Source organism: Legionella sp. 39-23, from assembly GCF_001897665.1.
Classification (GTDB): domain Bacteria; phylum Pseudomonadota; class Gammaproteobacteria; order Legionellales; family Legionellaceae; genus Legionella; species Legionella steelei.
Genome location: NZ_MKTO01000047.1, coordinates 68,877 through 93,066 on the forward strand (window position 1 = coordinate 68,877; position 24,190 = coordinate 93,066).

Sequence of the window (24,190 nt, forward strand, 5' to 3'; positions counted from 1 at the left end):
TAGCTCCAAAAAAATACAATCGCAAACTAACTCAAAATAACCGTTTCATCAAAGACAACTACTTGATTGCGGCCATTTTCCTTGGCCTTATATAAAGCCTTATCCGCCTGAATTAGAATACTGTTAATATCATTGCTACCATTAAAATAAGAAATACCGACACTAATCGTTACATGTACTTTTTGCTCATTCACAGTAAAATAATTTCTAGAAAATTGAAGGCGCAAGTCATTGCAAATTTTTTGACTGCTTTCAAGATCAGCGCCCGGCAATATCAGCGCAAACTCCTCCCCTCCATATCGTCCGATAATATCTCGATTACGCAAGCTCACCATAAATAGAGAGGCTAGCTTTTTAATGACAAGATCACCGAATGGATGGCCATAGGTATCATTAATCGATTTAAAATGGTCAATATCGATCATGATAAAGGATAAAGATAAATTCTGTTGTTTTGCCCGCGCAACTTCAATGTTTAAACGATTCAAAATACTTGAGTGGTTTAATAAACCGGTCAGACTATCTGTTGTCATGTAGTAATTTAAAATACTCGCTCGATTGGAGCGCGAACGAACTGCTGAAACTAAATCATGAGGAGAAATAGGTTTGGTTAGAAAGTCGTCGCCCCCCAAACTAATGGCGGCTAGTTTTTTATTTTTATCATCCTCTGTGGAGAGGAAAATAATAGGCATTTTTGTGTATCTTCTATCCTTACGCAATAGCGTTGCAAGCTCCAAACCAGAGCATTCTGGCATGTACACATCCATTAGCAGTAAATCAGGCTGAAAGGTTTCAAGCTCTTTTAATAAATTTAATGGATTGGTGATGGCTCGCGTAATCATATCCGCTTGCTTTAAAATCAAAGAATAATATTCAGCTAATGATTTAGAATCATCGAGAATGAGAATGCGGTATGCTTCGTTCAGAGCCGAACTACAATTTATATTTAATTCCTGTACCAGATAAGATACATCAAGGGGCTTTTGGAAATACGCCACACAACCCGCACGAATTGCGGTAAGTCGCGGCAATAAGTCTGCATTAGGCACGATACAAAATAACTGTGTTGGTGTTTTTTGATTGTCTTGTATCGCAACCAGCTGTTCCAATGCCGGTTTTTCCAAATAATTGGTATCAATAATGATTGCAATGGGTTGTTTTTCTCGAACTGAAGTCAATAATGACGTGATGTCTTTTAGAGGTTGTGCGTGATAACCTGCTTGGTTCAGATTGTCACTAAGTTCATTAACTAACTCGGTTTCCTGCTCCAATACATACACTAATTTATTGTCTGTATGTATCGATTCATCTGCAAAAGCTAACGGTTTTTTAGGCGCCTCATGAGCCAATACGCTTTTGAGTTGACCAAAAAAGACATGAATTTTTTCTTGATCGTCATGTGTTAGTTCCCCACTCGCTAGAATTTCCTTTAATAATATTTCCATCTGACGTGCTGTCTTACCCAATTCAGTATAACCATAGGTTCCCGCTGAGCCACACAAACTATGGACATCGCGATGAAAGTTTTGAAAACCCGCCATATCCCATTGTTTGAGTTGCGCATGCCATTGTACCTCTATACTATGAATTTTCTCCGGAAGATTCTTGCTATAGAGAACAAAAAGATCGTGTAATTTTTCCTGTATTTTCTCATCCATTATAGTTCAACCATGCATTCTTTATTGACGTCGCCAGGGTTAAAGGGTCAAAAGGTTTTTTAATTACATCAATTGCTCCGATTGCTTTGTAATCTGCTATCTCATTAGCTTGTATCTTCGCAGTCATAAAAATAGCAGGTATTTTTATAAAATTTGGATTCTTGCGTAATTCTCGTAAGGTCGTAGGCCCATCCAATTCAGGCATCATTACATCCAATAAAAGCAAGTCAGGAATGTATACTTCAGCGGCTTCGAGAATTTTTTTCCCATTAGCACAATACCTTACTGTAAACCCACCAATATCTTCCAAAGCAATTTGCGCAATCGCTCTTATATCTGCTTCATCTTCAGCATATAAAATCTTTTTTAATTCTTTATCAGTCATCCCTATCTCCTTTAAATTAAACCGTTAAAGAAGGTTTTTAATTGTGTTTAATAAAATGTCATTTGAAGAACTCGACTTAAGCAATGCCTGGCTCACATACTTTGAATAATCTTCATTCAATTGAGTATCAGAAAATACAAGTACCGGCGCATGATATTTTGATATCAATGGTAGAATGTCTGCGCCATTTCCATCGGGCAGCAATAAATCTAAGATAACCAGATTATATTTTTCTTTTTCGAGCATTTTTTTTGCTTCATGCAAATTATTCGCGGTTGAAACTCGCGCATGTTTTTCTAGAAGCATCTCTAAAATTTTTTGCGTATCTTTATTATCTTCAACATGTAATATGTGTGGTTTACTCTCAGAATTATTTTTTTGTATTTTGCTGATTGTAAAAAGTAACTTATTAAAATCGATTGGTTTATCCAACCAATCGACGATTGAAACAGCATCCCCGTTTGATAATTCCCTTCCCGTTTCCGCAATAACAGAAAGCACGATAATAGGCAAACTCTTTGTTTTTTTATCGGCACGTAGTTCTCTAATAAATGAAATTCCATCTTGATCTGGTAATATGAGATCCAATAAGAGTGCATGATACTCTTGGCTTGCTAACAATTTTCGTGCTGCTTCAGCAGTGTTCGCTACCTCAACAATAAAACCTGCTGACTCCAAAAGTAATTTGATGTAATTTGATTGATCACTATCGTCATCACAAATAAGTAATCTCTTTCTAAACTCCTGGACGACTATTTGATTTTTTTCTTGGCTAATCAGTAATTGCTCTGCTAGGGGTAAGTCAAAATAAAATGTTGTGAGCTCGTTAGGTTGACTCTCAAAGTTTAATACACCCCCCATTTTCTCGATAATCATTTTACTAATGTTTAATCCCAAGCCAGTCCCTCCCTTACCACGGGTAGTTGAGGCATCTCCTTGAGAAAATTTTTGAAAAATTCTCGGTTGAAATTCTGGCGATATTCCCTCACCCTTATTGGTAATGGATACACGCACCGAGGACTCAATTCGTTGGATCTTCAGAGAAACCTTCTCATTTTTATCAGAAAACTTACAGGCATTCGAAACCAGATTTGCTAAAACCTGCATTAACCGGTCTGGATCAACAGTGACTAAATATTTTTGTTCGGGGGGTATAAATTCAATTATTACTCCGAACTTATCTGCATACATTTTATTAACGTCAACTGACTCTTGTACTATTTTATTTAAGTTTGTTACTTTTAACTCAAAATCCATTTTTCCGGCTTCAATTTTTTCAATATCCAAAATATCATTAATTAGCAGCAGCAAACGTTCACAGTTATTATTTGCTATTTTTAGCAAGTTCATTACCTTTTCAGAGAATTTGCCCATGACACCACTGACTAAGAGTCCTAAAGAGCCACGTATGGACGTAAGCGGCGTACGTAATTCATGGCTGACTATAGAAACAAATTCATTTTTTAATTTTTCAGTCTGTTTCAAATCCGTAATATCATGGATTACAATAACTGCACCTAGGTTTTTCCCCTCTGAGTTAATAATTTTTTGCCCATCAATGATTACATTACGGATCCCATTTGTTTTAATATGCATCATGAATTCAACACCGCGTACACGTTCGCCATTTAAGGCACGTTTAAGCGGGAAATCATCGGGATTAATTGGACTATTATTCATTGTATAAAGGCAAATGTAATCCAATATGTTATTTATGTTTTTATTTGCCTTATCTGAGTTAATGTATTTTTGAATCGTATGATTCAATACAGTAATTCGCCCATCGGCATTACATGCGATAATGCCATCCTCTAAGTTATCAAGCATTGCATTAAGGAATTCTTTCTCATTAGAAATTGCCGTAACCATTTTCTTGTAATAACCCGATGCAGTTAATGCGATCGCAAAAATCAATCCACTAATTCCCGCAATAAAAAAAGCTAAATAACTGGGTTGTACTGCCGCATTGATGCTTGTCATCTCGTGAGTTAAATGGGGAGTAAATACTGCAGCAGACATTCCGGTATAATGCATACCGCAAATTGCCAGTCCCATTAATAAAGAGCTAATGATTTTTAGATTAAATTGCCTTTTACTTGAACCATAATTACTTTGTAATGCTAACCAAAGGGCAGTTTCTGCCGCAGCAATTCCAATGAGAATAGAAAGAAAGAATAAACTCGGTAAATAATGAATCGTTACATGAACTTTCATTGCCTCCATCCCCATATAATGCATACTGGAGATAGCAAGCCCTACGATCAAACCACCCAAAGCAAGATGGACAATAGAGTAATCTTTTTTCTGTAAAATAAATAAAGCTAAAGCGGACGCAAGTATGGCGGTCATTAGTGAGGCCGCAGTCCAACTGAAATCATATTCCATGGGCATAGGCATGATAAAAGCGAGCATACCAATGAAATGCATTGACCATATTCCTGCCCCCATTGCAAAAGCACCACCAGCAAGCCAATAGATGCGTGCATGCTTATTTTTTGTAGCGCGCAGTCTCCCCACAAGATTCAAAGCAACATAAGAAGCAAACACGGCGATAACATAGGATAAGATCACTAATTTTAAATCATAATGACCTGTTATTACATCAGCAGGAATTGTAGTGGTTTGAAACCATTCAGAAATAAAGCCCATTATTACGTCCTGTAATAGTAAGACAAAGATTAAGATAAATTTTTACGGCGAAGCACTCAAAAGCATTAGTTCAAAAATGCTCTCTTTAATTATAGACCTTTTTGTCACGTTTTAAGTATAGAAATATATCATTGATTGGTGAAGTACATTCATTTCCGTGAACGTTCCTGTGGGCACGTTCACGGAAAAGTAATTATACGTACTGCACCTCAATTATTTCGTACTCTACCAGGCCACCTGGTGTGTTGACAGTGACTGAGTCATCCAACTCTTTACCAATTAAGGCACGCCCCATAGGCGAACTGTAAGAGATTTTATTCTGTTTAATGTCAGCTTCATCTTCACCAACGATTTTGTACGTTACCTGAGCATCCGTTGTTACATGGCTGACAGTAACTGTTGCACCAAAAACGACCTTGCCATTGTTGGGCAATTTACTGATATCAATAATTTGTGCGTGAGATAATTTGGCCTCTAACTCCTGAATACGTCCCTCATTAAAACTTTGCTGTTCGCGAGCAGCATGATATTCAGCATTTTCTTTCAAATCACCATGAGCCCGTGCTGTAGCAATCGCTTCAACAATGCGGGGTCTATCAACAAACTTTAAACGTTGTAATTCTTCATTTAGTGCTGCTGCACCTTCTACTGTCATGGGGTGTTTACTCATATCAACCTCAAAAAAAATTCCCTGGTAATTCTAGAGCCTGTTTACACTTCTACTATCTTGGTCAAACTGCCCTGATTTTCTGCGCTCCGATGCTCACATACTTTGTGTATGCTGAAGATCAGGCCATTTTGACTCAAACTAGCGATTGTAAACAGGCCCTACCTTTTCTCCAAAACAACAAGAAAAGAGCTTAACGTATTAAGTTAAAGGCTATTGTAACCTAGATACAGCAGAGAGGAACTCAGGTTTTCCTTTCTTCAATCGCTCAAGGCTCTGCTTACTCCTTCATCCAGGCTACAATTTTTATTAATGTAAATCCTGCAGCCGAGTTACGGTCTCTCTATCTTCATATTTCATAGCCAAACAAGCAGCCTCGGCACCTGACAAAGTCGTAGTATAGCTAACCTTGTGCTGTAATGCATTGCGTCTGATTGCAAAAGAATCAGCAATTGCTTGCTTGCCCTCGGTTGTATTTACAATAAAATCTATTTCGTTATTTTTTATAAAATCCAAAACGTGTGGTCTGCCTTCGTTCACCTTAAATACTCTGCGACAATCAACACCAGCTGCCTGCAAAGCCAAAGCAGTACCGCGCGTTGCGATGATTTCAAAACCCAATTCAATCAATCGCTTCGCAATTTCACCTACTCGTGTTTTATCTGCATCGCGAACGGAAACAAATGCACGTCGTCGCTTGGCTATATTACAACCAGCTCCTAATTGGGCTTTAGCATAAGCTTGCCCAAAACGTCTGGCAATACCCATTACTTCACCTGTTGATTTCATTTCAGGGCCGAGAATAGAGTCTACACCAGAGAACTTGATAAAAGGAAAGACTGGAAGTTTAATTGAATAAAACGATGGCATATGATGATTTTGGCTTAAGCCTTGTTCTTTTAAACTCACACCCAGCTTACAAAGAGCAGCAATTTTCGCCAAAGGCAACCCTGTTGCTTTAGAAACAAAAGGAACTGTCCTTGATGCTCTTGGATTGACTTCTAGAACATAAATGTCATCTGCTTGAATCGCAAATTGTGCATTAATCAAACCAACTACGCCTAACTTCAATGCCATTTGGCGCATTTGCTCCATTAAATCTTGTTGTACCACAACACTGAGACTAAATGGGGGTAAGGTACACGCAGAATCGCCCGAATGTATACCAGCCTGCTCTATGTGTTCCATTACTGCACCTATCAGTACTTCCTTTCCATCGCAAACCGCATCAATATCTACTTCAATGGCATCATTTAAAAATCTATCCAACAATACGGGTGAATCATTAGATACAGCAACTGCGTGGGAGAGATAATGACGTAAATCATCTTCTTGATAAACCACTTCCATTGCTCGTCCTCCAAGCACATAGGAGGGTCTAACTACTAATGGGTAACCAATCTTATTTGCTAAAGCAATCGCCTCTGCCTCACTACGTACTGTACCGTTTTCGGGCTGATGTAATTTCAACTCAGTGACTAATTTTTGAAACCGATCTCTATCTTCGGCTCTGTCGATGGCATCAGGAGACGTACCAATGATTTTAACTCCGTTTGCTTCTAAAGCACGTGCTAATTTTAAAGGGGTTTGGCCACCGTAATGAACAATGACTCCATCTGGTTTTTCTACATCAACAATACCCAATACATCCTCTAACGTCACCGGCTCAAAGTACAGGCGATCGGAGGTATCAAAATCCGTAGATACGGTTTCGGGGTTACAATTAACCATGATGGTCTGACAGCCAGCATCTCTAAGAGCCATAGCAGCATGCACACAGCAATAATCAAACTCGATACCCTGACCAATACGATTGGGCCCTCCGCCGAGGATCATGATCTTTTTCTTATCTTTATCTGGCCGTGCTTCGCATCGGGTCTCATAACAAGAATACATATACGCCGTATCACTAGGGAATTCACCAGCACACGAATCAATGCGTTTATAAACAGGAACAATGTCTAGCTCCTTACGACGAGTACGTACTTGTTCTTCAGTACACAACAAAATTTTAGCCAAATAGGCATCAGCAAAACCACGTCGTTTCAGCAGACGGAAGGTCACAGCATCCACATCGGACAATTTCTTACCGGCTATAGAACGTTCCAGAGCGATCAATTCTTCGATTTGAGCCAAAAACCAAGGATCGATACGGCTTTCCTGATGAATTTCTTCAAGCGACATATTGTTTCTAAACGCATCGGCAATGTACCAAAGTCTATCTGGAGTCGGTTCGCGTAAATGTCCTCTTAAACGCGCTAAATCACCCTTTTGAAATAAAGGGTGCAAACCACAACGACCTATTTCTAAACCACGAATTGCTTTTTGTAATGATTCCTGAAAATTAGAGCCGATAGCCATCACTTCCCCCACTGACTTCATTTGCGTAGTCAGCGTATCGGAAGTTTGTGGGAATTTATCGAAATTAAATCGAGGAACTTTGGTGACCACATAATCAATACTTGGTTCAAATGAAGCCGGCGTTTTACCACCGGTAATTTCATTTTTTAACTCATCAAGTGTGTAACCTACAGCCAATTTTGCAGCGATCTTCGCAATAGGGAAACCAGTTGCCTTGGACGCCAAAGCGGAACTTCGTGACACCCTTGGGTTCATTTCCACAACAAGCATGCGCCCATCTTCTGGATTCACTGCAAATTGTACGTTTGAACCTCCAGTATCAACTCCCACCGCTCGTAACACTTTAATCGCTGCATCACGCATGCGTTGATATTCTTTGTCGGTAAGTGTTTGTGCAGGAGCCACAGTAATCGAATCGCCAGTGTGCACCCCCATAGGGTCAAAGTTCTCGATGGTGCAGACAATAATGCAATTATCATTTTTATCGCGTACGACCTCCATTTCATACTCTTTCCAACCCAACACTGATTCATCAATCAATAATTCATGCGTTGGAGACAATTCCAAACCGCGCATACAAATTTCTTCAAATTCTTCGCGGTTATACGCAATACCGCCACCGCTGCCCCCCATAGTGAATGAAGGACGAATAATCGCGGGGTAACCTAATCGCGCTTGCACCTGGATTGCCTCTTCCATACTATGAGCAATTGCTGAACGTGGCATATCCAAACCAATTTTAATCATCAATTGCCGAAATTTTTCTCTATCTTCAGCACGATCAATTGCCTCGCGTGTTGCCCCAATCATTTCAACATTATATTTAGCTAAGACCCCTTCGCGCACAAGATCCAGAGCACAATTCAGCGCGGTTTGTCCGCCCATAGTCGGTAAAAGAGCATCTGGACGCTCAATTTCAATGATACGCGCCACTTCTTTCCAGGAAACAGGCTCAACATAAGTTGCATCAGCAAGTTCGGGATCGGTCATGATGGTTGCGGGATTGGAATTGACTAAGATAACCCTATACCCTTCTTCTCTTAGAGCCCGCACCGCCTGGGTACCAGAGTAATCAAATTCACAAGCTTGTCCTATCACAATAGGACCTGCTCCGAGGATAAGGATGGATTTAATATCGGTTCGTTTTGGCATATTGACAACAAAAAAGAATAAAATTGACGTATTTTACCTACTTTTGCTTAAAGTTTATACCCTTAAGAGCAATTAACTGTATCGATTTGCTAAAATAATTTGTAACCCCGCCTCCGTTAACGATAAATATTTATAATGCGGATCAGCTGTTGTCCGTTCTAGCCATTCATTGGCAATGCATATATCCGTTAACTTTTGTACGTCCTCCACGGATACAGGCTGTTGTAATTTTTGAGAAAGCATCGTCGCCGCCTCCTCCTCCATACTTAAAAATACTTGATCTCGAGTAGTCCCACGATTTTTCATCTCATCATAAAATAATCGTAAAATATCAAGTTCATTCATGATCTTGGTCCTTAAAGGAATCATTTTGTATATGTACAGTATAAGCTTAAATTGATCTCTTAGTTTTAAAATAAGAAGAAAAAGAGTAGGCATCGGACCTTAGAAATAAGAATGTACCATTTTGTATTAGACATTTCCCATGTTAACCAAGGGAATGATTGAATGGCTCTCATCCTGAGGCAGGTGAGGATTATCATCAGGTGCTAGAGCAAAAAATGCTTGTGGTGAAGACCCTAATCCTAAATTTAATTTTTGCTGCCCTGATAATAAAGGAAATAACGTGTTGACCAAAATACGCATCTCAGCCGCAGCCTCGTCTAACTCTTGGGAAGAACAATCATCTTTGGTAAGCTCATACCAAATATATTGGGTTGCCATTTTGTTGTAAGCGTCAGGTTTTTTCAGAGGGTCTTTAAGTAAAGTATGTTTAGGGTTGAGCTTTAACCAACGTAATAAACTTTCTTTATCTGTCACATAACTGGCAGCAGGAACGTTACGCCATACCCCTGCATCGTTATATTGTTTAACCAGCAAAATAGGTGTATCTACCTCATTATAAGCAATCATTTCATCTTTAATTTTAGACTTATCCCCCCCAATTAAAGCGCTACGTACATCCTCCAATTTCTGTGACAAATCTTTATATTGGGTATACAAAGTTTTTAAAGCATCTAATTGTCTTTTTATCTCTGGCTGTAAAGGTTCTTTAGAAAGGCTAAGTTTGTTTATTAATTCATCGATTTTTTTATATTCAATATCACTCAATAATTGAGTAGCAGCCTTTGGATTTTTATCCTGCAAGTCAGGGACTTCCAAGTCCTCGCGTACTACAACAACATCTTGCAATTCACCTCTAATTCGTTGAAACCCATCAAAATCGACATCATCAATTAACTCATCTGGGTTTACTCCCGTCTGCAAAGCACTTAGATATGCAATTGGATCGAAAAGAGATTGCGATGCTAACGCACTCCAAAAACCATCCATACCATAAAATAGGCCATTTTTAAAACCAAGCCAGAATGACTCAAGCATATTGATGACTGTATTGTAGGTTAGATAAGCAGTGACAACAGCAAGAGCACTGGCGATTATTGAAGCCACTAATGGAAAAACAATGAATGTAGAGAGTAGAAAATTCATCACACTCGACATACCTTTATTTTTAAAGGCATCCGCCAAACTAAGCGAAAAATCGATTACAAGCACTCCTCCCAAAAGAACTGCAGCCATTAAATAAAAAGCATTGTTTCCCAGGATGCGTAAGGGTAATAGGGTACTACCTAATACGATTGCTAAAAGATGCCTCAAAAAAACCATAAAATCCATTTACGAAAGGGTGAATGAATCATCGTATAAAAAAATCTCAATCCGATCAAGGTTCACCCTTTGAATTACTCTTGATGCATGGTACCCTTGCACCCGTTTATTTATTACAAGTCACTCCGATTATGGAAGAAGTTGATGTCGTTATTATAGGTGCAGGTGCCGCAGGTTTAATGTGCGCCATCGAGGCGGGCAAACGCCGCCGCAAAGTCTTGGTGCTTGATCATGCCAATAAAGTTGGTAAGAAGATCTTAATGTCGGGCGGTGGCCGTTGTAATTTTACTAATTATTACATTGAACCTGAAAAATACCATTCCCATAATCCCCATTTTTTCAAATCCGCTCTAACTCGCTATACCCAATGGGATTTTATTGAACTTGTAAAAAAACATAAAATTCCCTTTCATGAAAAAACCTTAGGCCAATTATTTTGCGATAATAAATCAAAAGATATTGTCGATATGTTACTTAAAGAATGTGCTGCAACGGCAGTGACAATCCAATTGAATACCGGCATAGAGAACATTCAAAAATCACAAAGTTTTAAAATACAAACCACCCAAGGAATTGTTCATTGTCAATCACTGGTTATTGCCAGTGGTGGATTGTCCATACCCACTATGGGAGCTAGCCCTTTTGCTTATAAGGTTGCCGAACAATTTGGTATCAAAGTGTGGCCGACTCGTGCCGGACTCGTGCCACTGACTCTGGATGTTTTGGAAAAGGAAAAAATAGCCTTATTATCTGGGATTGGTGTCGACAGTTTAGTTAAAAATGCACGTATTGAATTTCGGGAAAATACTTTATTTACTCATCGAGGTTTGAGTGGTCCCGCAATTTTGCAATTGTCTTCTTATTGGCACGCAGGAGAAAGTATTTGTATTGATTTATTGCCTGAAATCCATCTTCTAGATTATTTAAAAACTGCACGCTCAGAAAAACCACAAAAACAATTAAACTCAATTTTGTCTATACACTTACCGAAACGAGTCATTGAACTCTTCGTTGCGCCAGGGCTTGCTGACAAGAAACTTGCTGAACTCTCTAATCGTGATTTGGAATCTGTAGCGAAACAACTCAATTCTTGGCAGATAAAGCCTAATGGTACAGAAGGCTATCGTACTGCCGAGGTAACTATTGGTGGCGTGGATTGCCATGCAATTTCCTCAAAAACAATGGAAACTCAAGATATCCCAGGGCTTTATTTCATTGGTGAGGCCTTGGACGTCACTGGTTGGTTAGGTGGTTATAATTTTCAATGGGCATGGTCATCAGGATGGGCCGCGGGACAAGTGGTGTAGTTTTATAGCTCTGTAGCCTGGGCGGAACTCGGGGGGTTTAAATATAAATCCCGGGTTCCGCTACGCAGCACCCAGGCTACAATCACACAATGTGAGTCGATAACCTCTTCATTTCAAAAAGAAATAAACTATGATTGTTAAGATTAAAGATAAGATAAGGTATAAAAATTTACCGAGATGCATCTCATGCAAAAGATTTTTCACTTTTTCCCAATAATCAATCAGTTCAATGATAAACGAACTACAAAACCATAAATATACCGGGCGCTGCCAAAATGGTTTATCAAGGAAACCACCTAAAACAAACAATTCTTTTTTGCATAAACTGCAATAATAAACTGCTTGATCTGTAGTGACGAATCTTTTTTCCCAACACACAGTAGGCTCCATGTGCTGGCGGCAAAACTTACACTGGATTTTCATGGGATTAGAACGTTAATATTTATTGATCAATATTTTAGCACAAAGAAAAAAGGAGCAAAATCGTAAATAAGCACCTCAAAACCGCCCCATTTATCTAACCCTTCTCATTAAATACACACCCAATAAAGCAAAAATAACGGTGGGCCCTAAAGCAGCTAATTCAGGCGGTAATTGAAAAACAGTGCTAAGCGGACCAAAAAAACGGCTAAAAATATGAAAACTAAATCCCACTGCAGCGCCAACCAATAGCTTCGCTCCCATAGTCGTTGAACGCAAAGGACCAAAAATAAAGGGGATGGAGAGAATCATCATGACTATGGTGGTAAACGGTTGGATAATTCGTTGTAAAAAAGCAAACTGATAAGTATGCACATTTTGATGATTACGTTTTTGTTCCCGTATGTAACGATTTAATTCTCGTAAAGTCATTTCATCTGGTTCAATACTGCTAATTGTCAAAATTTTGGGTTTTACAGAAACATCCCAGGGAAGAGTATCAAAAGTTTGGACTTTGGTTTTATCCGCTGCAAAATCTGTTTGCTGCACTTTATACGCAACCCAACCTGTTGAGGTATAGCGCGCTTCGCTAATAAAACGAGACATTTTTAAATGATGATGCTCATCAAAGCGAAATTGATAAATATTACTTAAAATATTGTTAGGGAGTATGGTTCCCACCGAAATAAAATCATGGCCATAACGCAACCAAGATCCCTTTGAAGTTCTTAATGTTTGTCCGCCACTGACTGCCGCCGTCTTATAGTCATTAGCATAATGTGATAAGTATGGAATTATCGTTTCTCCTAAGGCAGTAACTAACACAATGAGCACCATAGATGCTTTTAAAACCGCCCACGTGATCTGTCCTATAGACATTCCTGAAGAACGCATAACCACCAACTCACTATGGTTAGCCAAAATCCCAAGACCAATCAAGCAGCCAAGAAGGCTTGCCATAGGGAAAAATAAATAGACTTGATAGGGCATTTGTAATAAGACAAAAAAGGCTGCCTGGCCAATTCCATAATCCACCCGACCTAAATCATTAAGTTGATCGACAAATAAAATAAAAACTTGTAATCCTACTAGCATGAGCGTGACAAGACCAATAGAGCCGAGAACAGTTTTCGCAATATAGCGATCTAATATCTTCATGCCAATTTCGCCTGATTACGTTTGATTAAAAATAATCCAAAAGCCACCACTACAAGATGTACCCACCATAAACCGATCCATTGTGGGATTTTTCCAGAAACCACTGCATCACGCGCAATAAACAATAAATTAGCGTATAAAATGTAAATAATAATTGCGGGTAATAACTTAGCATATTTTCCTGAGCGTGGGTTAATACGACTCAAAGGAACCGCGATTAAAGTCAAAGTAAATACCATAAGAGGTACCGATAAACGCCATTGTAATTCAGCAGCTTTGGCGGGGTCGTCATTAATAAGGGGTAATAAACTGGCAGTACTCATTGTGCGTAAATCTTCCGATATCTTTATGACAGGATGCGGTAATCGTGCTTTATATTGGCCAAACTCTGCAACTTGATAATCCGCATGCCCAGGAACTCCCTGGTATTCTTTACCATTTTGCAAAATGATGTAGTCTTCTCCTGTTTTCGCATCAGTTTCAGCAAAAGCTTGATCCGCCCATAATACATCCCAACGAATTTGCTCATTGACGGTACTCCGTTTTGCTAAAAATACCTGTTCCGCCTTGGTATGATCACGGCTCATGGATTGAACATAAAACACTTCTTGCCCTTCATTAATCGCATGAAAACGTCCAGGCATAATTGTTTGCACTAAAGTTTTTATCCCTGTGGTTCGCAACAATTTAGCGCGTTCAATATAAATTAAAGGGCTCCCCCAAATCATGATCACCGCGACAATAATGGCGACAACAGTCGCCATGATAAAGCTGTGTTTTAATAATTGATTGGGACCATAACCACAAGCACGCAATACGGTCATCTCACTTTCAGCATACAAACGGCCATATGCAAGCAACATGGCTGTATAAAAACCTAATGGAACAAGTAAACTCAGTAACGTGGGCAATTCAAGCATCATTAGCTTCATAATAATGACACCCGGGATATTTCCAGAAGCAGCTCGATTGAGGTATTGAATAAGCTGATTACTCAGAAAAATTAATACCAGTATGGAGGTGAGCGCAATGAGAGTGAGGAACACTTCTTTAGCTAAATAACGAAAAATGATCACCCAATGACCCCTATTTCAATAATTTTTTCTGAAGTTTTTCCAGAATTTTTCTGAATCTTTTTCTAACTATTTCTAACCTTAGAGCATTGTATCCTCTTGTAAAGAACTAAAAAAGCCTTTTCTATCCACTCTCAGAACGATCTTGCATGGAATTTTATTTTATTGAAATTTAATCAATTGATTAATAAATTTATATAGGAAACATCTTGGAGTAAGTCGCTATGAAAATCGCCGGTGTTGATATATCTCATGCAGATAAATTGCTTTATCCAGATGATCAGATTTCAAAAAAAGACGTCGTTGAATATTTTTATAAAATTGCAGAGCATCTTCTCCCTTTTGTACAAAATAGACCGATATCGTTTAAACGATATCCTAATGGAATTAATGAGAGTGGTTTTTATAACAAGCATCGACCGGCATATTTTCCAGATTTCATTGAAGAATTGACTGTGCCAATGCTACAAAATAATTCTGAAATGAAGATGGCAGGCATTCGCTCTAAAAAAGCTTTGGTTTATCTGGCAGGACAAAATGTTCTTGAATTGCATACCCCACTGTCAACAATGTCTTCCATTGAAAAACCCGATCAACTGATTTTCGATTTGGATCCTCAAGATAATGATTTTGAAAAAATTCGTACAACAGCTTTTGCCTTAAAAAAGATGTTAGATGAATTTGCAATCACGACCTTTGTTAAAACATCTGGATCTCGTGGTCTACATATTCATCTGCCAATTAAAGCGGATTGTAAGTTTGTCCAAATTAAAGAAATTTCAAGAAAAATAGCTGAAAAGTTGCATCAACAAACCCATCAAATCACCACTTTAGAACAAAGAAAAGACCAACGAGGAAATAAAGTATTCATTGATTTTCTGCGCAATGATTATGCCATGACGGCAATTGCCCCCTATTCTTTACGTGCTAAAAAAGGAGCTCCTATAGCAACTCCACTTACGTGGGACGAATTAAATGACCCTTCGTTAAATCCACAATCTTATCATTTAAACAATATATTTCAGCGTTTGGGAAAAATAGAGAACCCTTGGAAAAACTTCAATAAGTGTAACCGACACATAGAATTAAATACGCTATTCAATTGATATGGTGAGAAAATCAATTTTTGAGTAGGGAAAAATAAGATGGAACTTCGCCAATAAACTCATAGAATTACGATAAAATAAAAAAGCAGTTCAAGCGTAATTGCTTCAACTGCTTTCAAATAAGGTATTGAATTAATGCTTTACGTCAGTAGCTTTTTTAGCTTCTTGAACAAAACCTAACATGGCCTTCTCAATAATTTGAAAAGATTTTTGCATGTAATCTAAAGCCTTATGGCCATTTTCAACAGCAAGATTAACTTGCTTTTCTAATAACTCTTCAGGCTTTTTAATACCAGAAAGCTCTTCAGGTTTGATATAATGTAAACCTTGTAAGGTTTTTACATTCAATTCAGCCATGGCTTGAAAAGGTTCTTGAAGCTTTTTAGCCATTTCAGTCCATCTTTCAAAATTTTGTTGAGTCATGATATTCTCCACTATGTTGCATTGCACAATTTAATATTAGTATATAGATGGCAAATTTGTCAATGGGTTAACCAATATTTTTTTGCAATGCACCATAAAAAATAATCTTTAAATCTCTAGGTCATGAATCATCAATTTAAAATGATGTTGTTAACTTTTAAATAAACTCTGCCATTGTTGCATCATCTTTTGCATTTGTTGGTTCCAATTTTCAGTTGCCTGCAAATAAGGATTATTTTGTAGTGGTTTTTCCATAACTTGGAACATTTGCTCCATCATTTGTTTTAATGAAGCATGCATGGGATGATTTGCCAGAGAAATGATTTGCCGCAAAATATCGGAAGACAAAAATTGAGTCTGACCAGCCTCCATTTCCACAATAATTTGTAGCAAGATGGAATTAGTTAAGTCATTCCCAGTTAGGGAATCCTCTACTTTGAATTGCGTACCATCTACAACATAACGCTGTAACTCTTCAAGCGTTATATATTGACTGGTCTCAGTATCATAAAGCCGGCGATTTTTGTATTTTTTTATTAATCGAGTCATATTTTTTCTCTTAATATTGGGGTGATTTTAAAATTGTAAAAAAGCGCACCCTATTTCTTTACTGTCATTAAATTAAGGGAACATCCCTTCTCCTGTGCTGTTCATCCCGAGCGCAACGAGGGTCTCTATCGTAACACTAAACGATACTCCAGCGCAGAAATCCCTCGTCACTCTCGGGATAATGGGCCAAGGAGAAGACGCCAGGAGAATCAATGAGGGCATTGATCGTGGCCGATAAACCCTCAACCTTACTACTCTCTTACTTATGGGGAGGGATTTTATATATAGATCAAATGGTTTTAATACATGTGGAGGCCACCGTTAATACTTAGATTAGCTCCAGTAATATATCGACTCTTCTCGCTGATCAAAAACTCCACGGCCCAGGCAATTTCTTGGGTTTGAGCCAAACGTTTTGCAGGAATTTGGGCAATAATCGCATCCAAAATATCAGGTCTAATGCCTTTCATTAATCGAGTATCAACATAACCAGGCGAAAGACTATTTACAGTGATATTCTTATTCATTAATTCCTGAGCCAGACTTTTGGTAAAACCATAGACGCCTGCTTTTGATGCAGCATAATTTGCTTGCGAAAATTGTCCTTTTTGAGCGTTCACAGAAGAAACATTAACAATTCGCCCCGATTCGTGTTCTCTCATGTTTTCAACTACATGGCGGGTTGTATTAAACATACCATCAAGATTCACAGTTAATACTTCATCCCATTGTTTTTTAGTCATTTTTGTAAATACCGCATCACGAGTGATACCGGCGTTATTAATTAACACATCAATATTGCCAAACTCTTCAATAATGGAGGAAATAACTTCACCGCATTGCTCATAATCAGTTACATCCATATGGCGGAAATAGATATTCTTATATCCTTGTTCTATAAGAGCTTTTTGCCATGCCTTGCCATCCTCTTCAGAAACTAAATCAAGAGAAAAAATATGTTTGTATGAAGAGTTCAACTCTTTCGCAATTGCCGTGCCTATATCCCCAGTACCACCAGTTATCAAAACGATATTATTATGTTGCATAAAATTCTCTATAAGTTAGAAGTTTTGATCAACGACAATGCCCAGATTCTCAACATAAGGCCTGGGCATGCATTTACATGTATTGTCCGCCATTAACATCCAAATTCGCACCAGTAATAAATCCACTATCTGGAGAAGCTAAAAAAGCAACTGCATCAGCAACTTCTTTTGCATGTCCCAAACGACCGACAGGAATACTTGAAATAATAGACTTCAGTACTTCTTCTTTTAAAGAAGCGAGCATGGGGGTTTCTATATAGCCCGGAGAAATTGTATTGACGGTTATACCTTTATTGGCGACTTCTAATGCCAGACTTTTGCTAAAACCATACAACGCAGACTTGGTAGAAGCATAGTTACATTGTCCAAACTGACCTTTGCGACCATTAATTGAAGAAATACTTATGACACGGCCATAACCTTTATCGATCATCACCGGAATTACATTGCGGGTCATATTAAATACGCTAGTCAAATTAGCATCGACCACATGATGCCATTGCTCAGGAGTCATTTTACGTAAGCTACAATCCTGGGTAATGCCAGCATTATTAACGAGAACATCAACACGGCCATAGCGCTCCATGATTAAGGCCATTATTTTTTCACAATCTACAAATTGTGCGATATCTCCATAAACGATATCGATATCATACCCTAGCTTTTTTTGCTCTTCCTGCCATTGCTTTGCTTCGTCATGTTTTCCATGTTTGAAATAACACGCGACAACTTGAAAATCGGCAGCTAAACGTTGACAAATGGTTGTGCCGATACCACCAGTTCCTCCAGTAACTATTGCTACACCTTTCATCATAACCAACTCCCTGTTATTGCGATAATAAAATACTACTATAGAAAATCGAAATTAAAAGTCAAATATCGTCACCATTAAGTTCATATCTATATAAAATTGTCATCCCCGTCTATGCGGGAATGACATAATATTCTGAAAATTAATTGCGGTTCTCCTCATTTCCTCTCCGTGAAATGAGAAGTGCGTGAATACGCAAAATTATCAAAGAATTACCTATATACAGGAACGTATCCTTTTAACTGTTGCGCAAATTGTCTCAATACTTCAAGACCTGACTCTTCTGCTTGTCGGCACCATTGCTGTAATGCTTCGATTAACTCTTTTTGAGTCGATGCAGTTTTTAACCAGATATTTTGAAGTGATTGCTTGTATGCATAAACAACACGTAATTGTTCACGGGCTTCCAGCAAATTTGATAAACGAAGTTTTGCTGCCGCATTCAACAAGCAATTCTCACGGCGCAATAAACTGCCAGCACGTGCAAAAAGCTTCTTTTCTGCCTTATTTTCAAGACTGGTATTTTTCTCTTGTTTGAGTATAGGGCGAATCACACTTTTATAGTAATTAGACATCACCTGGAAGCGATTGCCTATGACCGCTCTTACTGTATCCAAATCGACGTGCAACTTACCCGCGTCCATAGCCAGTTTTGGTGGTAATTTTTTTACTTTGGCAAGGCCTAAAAAGGAAAGAATACGAATGTACATCCAACCGATATCAAACTCCCACCACTTAATAGAAAACTTCGCTGAAGAAGCAAAAGTATGATGATTGTTATGTAACTCTTCGCCACCTATCCAAAAACCCCAAGGGAAAATATTTCTTGCAGCATCTGGACACTCAAAATTTCTATATCCCCAATGATGGCCAATTCCATTAACTACTCCAGCAGCATGAAACGGTATCCACATCATTTGAATTGCCCAAATGGTAATCCCAGGAATACCAAATAAAAATAAGTCGACGAATAGCATGAGCAAAATTCCCTTAGCGGAATGGGGTGAATAAATCTTTCGCTCTAGCCAGTCCTTAGGAGTACCATGGGAATATTTGGCAACCATTTCTTTATCTTTACGCGCTACTTTATAGAGTTCAGCACCTTCCCAAAATACTTTTTTAATGCCGAAAACAACTGGGCTATGTGGGTCGCCCTCAACGTCTGCCGATGCATGATGTTTGCGGTGAATAGCAACCCAATCAGCGGTAACCATTCCCGTAGTTAACCACAACCACAAACGGAAAAAATGACTGACAATAGGGTGCAGTGTCAATGCACGATGGGTTTGATTTCGATGAAGATATAGCGTTACTGCCGCGATAGTAATCTGTGTTAAAATCAACGTTGCAATCACATATCCCCAAAAAGACAGGTTTAAATAACCAAAAAGCATAATAGCTCCACTTCAAATGCAAATTAAGAAAAAACTCATCCTTTAGTTGCGTAAGAATTCAAAAATAACCCTTACCTCATATAAGGATATCACAATTTTACTCTTTACGTTGCAACATTTCATTATGTAGCCGATAATTAATAAAGAATAAACTATGGAATCATGTTATGAGCGATAAATTTCCTCTGGGTAAAATCTTTGAAACCTTGGTACCATTTATCATAGCAGGTTGTGCCATCGCCCTATTTTTAGGTCTGTTATTTATGTTCTCTTACGTTTTAGTTTGGGGGCTCATTATAGGGGGTATCCTCTGGCTAGTTGCCACTATAAAACAATACCTATTCCCAAACAGCTCGACTAAAAAGGAAGTGATTAAAAAAAATGAAGGACGCATCATTGAGCATGACGACCAAAAATAATGCCTGAATTACCTGAGGTTGAAACGACAAAGGAAGGAATTAAACCCCATCTTGAAGGACAAACAATCCAAGGGGTTATTGTCCGTAATCCCAAACTGCGTATACCGGTGCCTAATAATTTAGACACCCTTTGTGTCGGTAAAAAAATAATCACCATTTCCCGGAGAGCCAAGTATATTTTGCTTCATTTATCAAAGGGTTATCTTTTAATTCATCTCGGTATGTCAGGACACTTACGCATTGTATCAGCTGAAAGCAAACCCGAAAAACATGATCACATTATGTTAATGCTTGCCAATGGTCTTATGCTTCGTTTTTGTGATCCCAGGCGTTTTGGTTTATTTCTTTATATCGATGAAAATCCATACCAACATCAACTACTCGCACATTTAGGTCCCGAACCTCTTTCTGACGACTTTGATGGTCTTTATTTATTTCAAAGAATTCAACATAAAAGTAAACCCATCAAATCATTGATTATGGATAACGATGTTGTGGTCGGCGTCGGTAATATTTATGCCTCAGAAAGTCTATTTTTAGCAAATATACATCCTAACACCCCGGCAAAAATGCTTTCCGAAGCGATGTGTTATAGTCTCACTACACATATTAAGGAAGTATTGAAACAAGCGATCATTTCAGGTGGGACAACACTACGAGACTTTTATTCTTTTGATGGCAAGCCGGGGTATTTCAGTATATCACTCAAAGTCTATGGCCGAAAAAACCAACCCTGTATGTGTTGCCAACATCCTATTGAGTCCATCATGATTGGCGGACGTAATTCTTTTTTCTGTCCCACATGTCAAAATTAATCTTTAAAGTACTCTTTTAACTTGTTCATTATATAACTCAATTGCCCAAGACTTGATTTTCAATTACCATACAACGGACTAATTTTGCTGGGATTTTTTTATGTTGCGTCTAAGATTAGCTCGACATTTTATCGAAGAATATCAAGAAAGAGGGATAGTTCATCGCCCTGATTTTCTACTTTATGATTTTGATGAAGATGAATATCAAACATTTTGGCAAGAAATTGCATCATCTCCCAGGCAAAGATTATACACCGATGGCATTGACGTCTTTCAAGTCAGTTGGTTCCGCACTCTTTTTGAATCATTTAAAGGTTGGTTAGGCTTTGAGGATCATTGCCATCCTAGTAGAGTTGAAATGACTTTGGGTAAAATTGCCTATGCAGGGTATGTCAAAGGTTTTAAAGCCCCTGCATTGCCAAAAAGCATTGATGCATTCCCAATTTCCTCACGCTTTGTAACGCTCGTCAACCAACCCAGAACGAATCAAACCTCTAGCAACCTACAGCGATTATTAATGAGTTATTCTATAACTCACTCAGATGCCTTCCCAGAGTTCAATAGTTTTATTCGTAGTGGGTACCCCTTTGGGCAAACTTTTATACAAGAATATCTGGCTCATTTAGCGCCATCAATCGATCCTCAAGATAGCCAAATTATTAAAAAAGCAATTGCCCAAATCGCCTACAACAGACAATCAGTCAGCAAAACCAATTGTTATCCATCCAGCCCTTTCGCCGAAGCTTATGCAGAATATCTGGTTGGCCAGGAGCGATACCAAGAGGCATTGGAGTGGTCTCCTGAGATCAAAAAAAGATTCAAAGAGTCCTTTATCGAATTCTATTTTGAACAGGAACAATCTGCCCCTGAAGCATTAAAAATCGCTGTAGAACTTATTGCTGCATTATTCTCATCAACAAAAGCAGAAGAGCAACTAAAAGCAGTTGATTACATCAAACAGAATTTTAGTTATGAAGAGCAAGCTAGCTACTTAACCCCCTATCCTGCATTACGCACTCAAGTAGCCCATGCTTATTTAGAGGATGCCAAAAGGGAAAAAAGCAAGTGGAGTATAACGAAAAAACTCTTCGGCAATCAAACAATTGAGTTTTTAGCCCAAGCAGTGAGGCTGCATCCTCAAATCCTCGAACAAGACGATTCCATGCAAGACATCTTAATCAGGGAAGAATGGTGGCTCTATCAGTTTGACCTTGCAATAGACAGCAATCGTTTTCAAGATGCTGATGCGATCTATATGAAAAATCCAGACCTCAATTATAATAAAAACACGCTTGAGCGTTTACGAGAACATTACTTTGACCAATTTCGTGCAAACGCTCCTAAGATAGCGGAAGCATTATTAAACCCAACGAGCGAAGTAACACAATTAGCCGAAGAACAAATAGAACTAGCAAAAAAAATAGTTCGAATTAGACCTCATGATTCACTTGTTATGGATGCAACGATAAATTATGCGTCTACGCTTCTAGCCGTTGATGTGTTAACACACCCTGCAAAAGATGCCGATCGCACCCAATTGAGTAAAGCACAACATCGGCTCGGTGAATATCTATTCCTAAGCAGCAATACTGCGCTAATGGACGTTTATAATAAATTGTTAGTACGAAAAATTGATTGCCTTATTGCACGGCTTGGTGTGCCGATTGACTATAACGATTATTTAGCTGCTCGAACAGCTTTTGTGAAAGAGCATTTAAGCGAAATAGAGGATTTAAAAAAGGAGCTTAGAGCATTTATTGCTACTAATGAAACAAGATCAAAAGAACTACGTCAAACTCTAGCGAAAATGTATTATTTATTGGCAGATACCCTGGTTTATTTTGAGGAGAAAAAGCAAGAATCAATCCCCTACTTTAAAAAAGCAAAAGAGCTCATGCCAGAAAATCTTTATTATAGCGTACGTTATTTGGAGCTGGTTGACGATGAAAAAAGGCATGAGGTTCGAGAAAAAATAAACGCGATTGGCTTCTTACATGGAACTCATTATCGTTACTACATGACTGAACGTTGGGGTGAAGATAAAATTATGTCCAATGGTTTTGATATTCATACAGTCCCTCCAGATGATTCATTCTTTAGTTCTTTAGGGCGAAGCATGGGATTTTATTAAATCCTGTGTATCATTTTCTGTCTAAACCACCAAAATTGAGCCGACATTTTCTTACTTTGAACCAAGCTCTTTAAAAACTATCTGGGCAATCGAATGAACTTGCGCTATATTTAGCGCTAATTTACTTAACCTTAATGCTAATGAAGATAAATCGAATACGAACTGCATGGGTTCTTGCTACTTTAATGTTTTATACAGCTGTAACGAGCATACTTTGTCTCTTTAAATATTTTTTTAGTACGATAAACCGTTCATGGACGGATAAAGCGCTACATCGCTGGATTGATCAACTACTTAATGCAGTAAAAGTAGAATATAAAGTGATAAATCCCCATAATGTCCGACCGGAATCAGGAAAAGCCACGATTCTTATGTGCAATCATTCAAGCGCATACGATATTCCTCTTGCCTTCAAAGCATTTCCAAACCATTCCATTCGCATGTTGTCTAAAAAAGAACTGGCAAAAATTCCTTTAATGGGTAAAGCGATGGCAGCAGCTGAATTTCCGTTTATTGATAGGAAAAATAAATACCAAGCCATCAAAGACTTAGCGTATGCTCAGCAATTAATGGAAAGCGGGATCATCATGTGGATCGCTCCCGAAGGAACTCGCTCTAAAGATGGAAAGCTGGGCCCTTTTAAGAAAGGGGGATTTATCACAGCAATTCAATCTAAGGCAACAATTATTCCTATAGGAATCCGTGGTGCCAACAATATCTTACCCGCAAGAACCTTTAATCTGCATCTGAAACAAAAAGCAGAGATACATATAGGCCAACCAATCGATGCATCACAATTCACTGTTGATAATAAGGAATTATTGATTCAACAAACTTATGAAGAAATCAAAGAACTAGTCGGTGAAAATCCATCTCATTAGTATGGTTGTAACCCGAATTAGAACTTCTTTTTATTATCCGTTATTACTACGCCCCGCAGGTCGTAGTAAGCAATGCAAATCGAATCAAAACCAATCCTAGCTCCCAGCCCCTTAATCATC

The 24,190-nt window shown here is 38.4% G+C and carries 20 protein-coding genes; 6 read left to right on the forward strand and 14 right to left on the reverse strand.

Annotated elements, in window-relative coordinates; genetic code table 11:
- Positions 1 to 26: 26 nt before the first annotated feature.
- The 7 genes from BGO44_RS17670 to BGO44_RS17700 all read right to left on the reverse strand — a co-directional run bounded on the left by BGO44_RS17670 (position 27) and on the right by BGO44_RS17700 (position 10,537).
- Positions 27 to 1,658 (reverse strand): diguanylate cyclase, encoded by a 1,632-nt coding sequence (locus BGO44_RS17670; protein WP_273199224.1) that lies wholly within the window; start codon positions 1,656 to 1,658, stop codon positions 27 to 29.
- Positions 1,651 to 2,043: a response regulator gene (locus BGO44_RS17675; protein ID WP_273199227.1), complete on the reverse strand. Its 393-nt coding sequence runs from the start codon at positions 2,041 to 2,043 to the stop codon at positions 1,651 to 1,653. Before BGO44_RS17675 ends, BGO44_RS17670 begins: the two co-directional genes overlap by 8 nt.
- A 24-nt stretch (positions 2,044 to 2,067) precedes the next feature.
- Entirely contained in the window at positions 2,068 to 4,692 is a 2,625-nt protein-coding gene (locus tag BGO44_RS17680; RefSeq protein WP_273199229.1) for an MHYT domain-containing protein, read from the reverse strand.
- Positions 4,693 to 4,885: 193 nt separating this feature from the next.
- The gene (gene greA, locus BGO44_RS17685) at positions 4,886 to 5,362 is read right to left on the reverse strand and encodes a transcription elongation factor GreA (RefSeq protein ID WP_058510540.1); all 477 of its coding nucleotides are present in this window, start codon (positions 5,360 to 5,362) and stop codon (positions 4,886 to 4,888) included.
- Between the two features lie 306 nt (positions 5,363 to 5,668).
- Positions 5,669 to 8,872, reverse strand: coding sequence for a carbamoyl-phosphate synthase large subunit (carB, locus tag BGO44_RS17690; RefSeq protein WP_273199233.1), 3,204 nt, complete (start codon positions 8,870 to 8,872; stop codon positions 5,669 to 5,671).
- 72 nt (positions 8,873 to 8,944) lie between these two features.
- Positions 8,945 to 9,217 carry a hypothetical protein gene (locus BGO44_RS17695; protein WP_058510542.1) on the reverse strand — a complete coding sequence of 91 codons (273 nt, stop codon included), beginning with the start codon at positions 9,215 to 9,217 and terminating at the stop codon, positions 8,945 to 8,947.
- A gap of 126 nt (positions 9,218 to 9,343) precedes the next feature.
- The gene (locus tag BGO44_RS17700; protein ID WP_273199235.1) at positions 9,344 to 10,537 is read right to left on the reverse strand and encodes a coiled coil protein; all 1,194 of its coding nucleotides are present in this window, start codon (positions 10,535 to 10,537) and stop codon (positions 9,344 to 9,346) included.
- A 131-nt stretch (positions 10,538 to 10,668) separates the two neighbouring features.
- Here BGO44_RS17700 and BGO44_RS17705 point away from each other — a divergent pair, with 131 nt between their 5' ends.
- The gene (locus BGO44_RS17705) at positions 10,669 to 11,844 is read left to right on the forward strand and encodes a BaiN/RdsA family NAD(P)/FAD-dependent oxidoreductase (RefSeq protein WP_058511690.1); all 1,176 of its coding nucleotides are present in this window, start codon (positions 10,669 to 10,671) and stop codon (positions 11,842 to 11,844) included.
- A 513-nt stretch (positions 11,845 to 12,357) separates the two neighbouring features.
- On the opposite strand, the gene lptG is transcribed toward BGO44_RS17705, so the two are convergent.
- Both lptG and lptF read right to left on the reverse strand, forming a co-directional pair.
- The gene (gene lptG / locus BGO44_RS17710) at positions 12,358 to 13,428 is read right to left on the reverse strand and encodes an LPS export ABC transporter permease LptG (RefSeq protein ID WP_273199343.1); all 1,071 of its coding nucleotides are present in this window, start codon (positions 13,426 to 13,428) and stop codon (positions 12,358 to 12,360) included.
- Positions 13,419 to 14,498 carry an LPS export ABC transporter permease LptF gene (gene lptF / locus BGO44_RS17715; RefSeq protein ID WP_058510546.1) on the reverse strand — a complete coding sequence of 360 codons (1,080 nt, stop codon included), beginning with the start codon at positions 14,496 to 14,498 and terminating at the stop codon, positions 13,419 to 13,421. The genes lptG and lptF overlap by 10 nt, the downstream gene beginning before the upstream one ends.
- Positions 14,499 to 14,719: 221 nt before the next feature.
- On the opposite strand from lptF, the gene ligD reads away from it, so the two are divergent.
- Positions 14,720 to 15,601 (forward strand): non-homologous end-joining DNA ligase, encoded by an 882-nt coding sequence (ligD, locus tag BGO44_RS17720; RefSeq protein WP_273199238.1) that lies wholly within the window; start codon positions 14,720 to 14,722, stop codon positions 15,599 to 15,601.
- Positions 15,602 to 15,733: 132 nt separating this feature from the next.
- Here the strand turns inward: ligD and BGO44_RS17725 are convergent, their stop codons facing one another.
- The 5 genes from BGO44_RS17725 to BGO44_RS17745 all read right to left on the reverse strand — a co-directional run bounded on the left by BGO44_RS17725 (position 15,734) and on the right by BGO44_RS17745 (position 19,824).
- Positions 15,734 to 16,024 (reverse strand): phasin family protein, encoded by a 291-nt coding sequence (locus BGO44_RS17725; RefSeq protein WP_058510548.1) that lies wholly within the window; start codon positions 16,022 to 16,024, stop codon positions 15,734 to 15,736.
- Positions 16,025 to 16,174: 150 nt separating this feature from the next.
- The gene (locus BGO44_RS17730) at positions 16,175 to 16,573 is read right to left on the reverse strand and encodes a polyhydroxyalkanoate synthesis regulator DNA-binding domain-containing protein (protein WP_058510549.1); all 399 of its coding nucleotides are present in this window, start codon (positions 16,571 to 16,573) and stop codon (positions 16,175 to 16,177) included.
- 299 nt (positions 16,574 to 16,872) lie between these two features.
- Positions 16,873 to 17,619, reverse strand: coding sequence for an acetoacetyl-CoA reductase (gene phbB, locus BGO44_RS17735; RefSeq protein ID WP_058510550.1), 747 nt, complete (start codon positions 17,617 to 17,619; stop codon positions 16,873 to 16,875).
- A gap of 73 nt (positions 17,620 to 17,692) precedes the next feature.
- On the reverse strand, positions 17,693 to 18,433 hold the full coding sequence (gene phbB, locus BGO44_RS17740) for an acetoacetyl-CoA reductase (protein ID WP_058510551.1): 741 nt from the start codon (positions 18,431 to 18,433) through the stop codon (positions 17,693 to 17,695).
- A gap of 209 nt (positions 18,434 to 18,642) precedes the next feature.
- A complete protein-coding gene (locus BGO44_RS17745; RefSeq protein ID WP_273199243.1) occupies positions 18,643 to 19,824 on the reverse strand; it encodes a DesA family fatty acid desaturase in 1,182 nt (393 codons plus the stop codon).
- 167 nt (positions 19,825 to 19,991) lie between these two features.
- Between BGO44_RS17745 and BGO44_RS17750 the strand changes: the two genes are divergently transcribed.
- From BGO44_RS17750 to BGO44_RS17765, 4 genes are all read left to right on the forward strand, one after another.
- Complete coding sequence (locus tag BGO44_RS17750) at positions 19,992 to 20,243, forward strand: hypothetical protein (protein ID WP_058510553.1); 252 nt, start codon at positions 19,992 to 19,994, stop codon at positions 20,241 to 20,243.
- A complete protein-coding gene (gene mutM / locus BGO44_RS17755; RefSeq protein ID WP_273199245.1) occupies positions 20,243 to 21,058 on the forward strand; it encodes a bifunctional DNA-formamidopyrimidine glycosylase/DNA-(apurinic or apyrimidinic site) lyase in 816 nt (271 codons plus the stop codon). The genes BGO44_RS17750 and mutM overlap by 1 nt, the downstream gene beginning before the upstream one ends.
- A 100-nt stretch (positions 21,059 to 21,158) precedes the next feature.
- Entirely contained in the window at positions 21,159 to 23,189 is a 2,031-nt protein-coding gene (locus BGO44_RS17760; protein WP_273199247.1) for a hypothetical protein, read from the forward strand.
- A gap of 140 nt (positions 23,190 to 23,329) precedes the next feature.
- On the forward strand, positions 23,330 to 24,070 hold the full coding sequence (locus BGO44_RS17765) for a lysophospholipid acyltransferase family protein (protein WP_058510556.1): 741 nt from the start codon (positions 23,330 to 23,332) through the stop codon (positions 24,068 to 24,070).
- Positions 24,071 to 24,190: the final 120 nt, after the last annotated feature.

Coding starts and splice junctions, on each gene's coding strand:
- BGO44_RS17670 (WP_273199224.1), bottom strand. CDS start 1,658: ATGGATGAGAAAATACAGGAAAAATTACACGATCTTTTTGTTCTCTAT.
- BGO44_RS17675 (WP_273199227.1), bottom strand. CDS start 2,043: ATGACTGATAAAGAATTAAAAAAGATTTTATATGCTGAAGATGAAGCA.
- BGO44_RS17680 (WP_273199229.1), bottom strand. CDS start 4,692: ATGGGCTTTATTTCTGAATGGTTTCAAACCACTACAATTCCTGCTGAT.
- greA (WP_058510540.1), bottom strand. CDS start 5,362: ATGAGTAAACACCCCATGACAGTAGAAGGTGCAGCAGCACTAAATGAA.
- carB (WP_273199233.1), bottom strand. CDS start 8,872: ATGCCAAAACGAACCGATATTAAATCCATCCTTATCCTCGGAGCAGGT.
- BGO44_RS17695 (WP_058510542.1), bottom strand. CDS start 9,217: ATGAATGAACTTGATATTTTACGATTATTTTATGATGAGATGAAAAAT.
- BGO44_RS17700 (WP_273199235.1), bottom strand. CDS start 10,537: ATGGTTTTTTTGAGGCATCTTTTAGCAATCGTATTAGGTAGTACCCTA.
- BGO44_RS17705 (WP_058511690.1), top strand. CDS start 10,669: ATGGAAGAAGTTGATGTCGTTATTATAGGTGCAGGTGCCGCAGGTTTA.
- ligD (WP_273199238.1), top strand. CDS start 14,720: ATGAAAATCGCCGGTGTTGATATATCTCATGCAGATAAATTGCTTTAT.
- BGO44_RS17725 (WP_058510548.1), bottom strand. CDS start 16,024: ATGACTCAACAAAATTTTGAAAGATGGACTGAAATGGCTAAAAAGCTT.
- BGO44_RS17730 (WP_058510549.1), bottom strand. CDS start 16,573: ATGACTCGATTAATAAAAAAATACAAAAATCGCCGGCTTTATGATACT.
- phbB (WP_058510550.1), bottom strand. CDS start 17,619: ATGCAACATAATAATATCGTTTTGATAACTGGTGGTACTGGGGATATA.
- phbB (WP_058510551.1), bottom strand. CDS start 18,433: ATGATGAAAGGTGTAGCAATAGTTACTGGAGGAACTGGTGGTATCGGC.
- BGO44_RS17745 (WP_273199243.1), bottom strand. CDS start 19,824: ATGCTTTTTGGTTATTTAAACCTGTCTTTTTGGGGATATGTGATTGCA.
- BGO44_RS17750 (WP_058510553.1), top strand. CDS start 19,992: ATGAGCGATAAATTTCCTCTGGGTAAAATCTTTGAAACCTTGGTACCA.
- mutM (WP_273199245.1), top strand. CDS start 20,243: ATGCCTGAATTACCTGAGGTTGAAACGACAAAGGAAGGAATTAAACCC.
- BGO44_RS17760 (WP_273199247.1), top strand. CDS start 21,159: ATGTTGCGTCTAAGATTAGCTCGACATTTTATCGAAGAATATCAAGAA.
- BGO44_RS17765 (WP_058510556.1), top strand. CDS start 23,330: ATGAAGATAAATCGAATACGAACTGCATGGGTTCTTGCTACTTTAATG.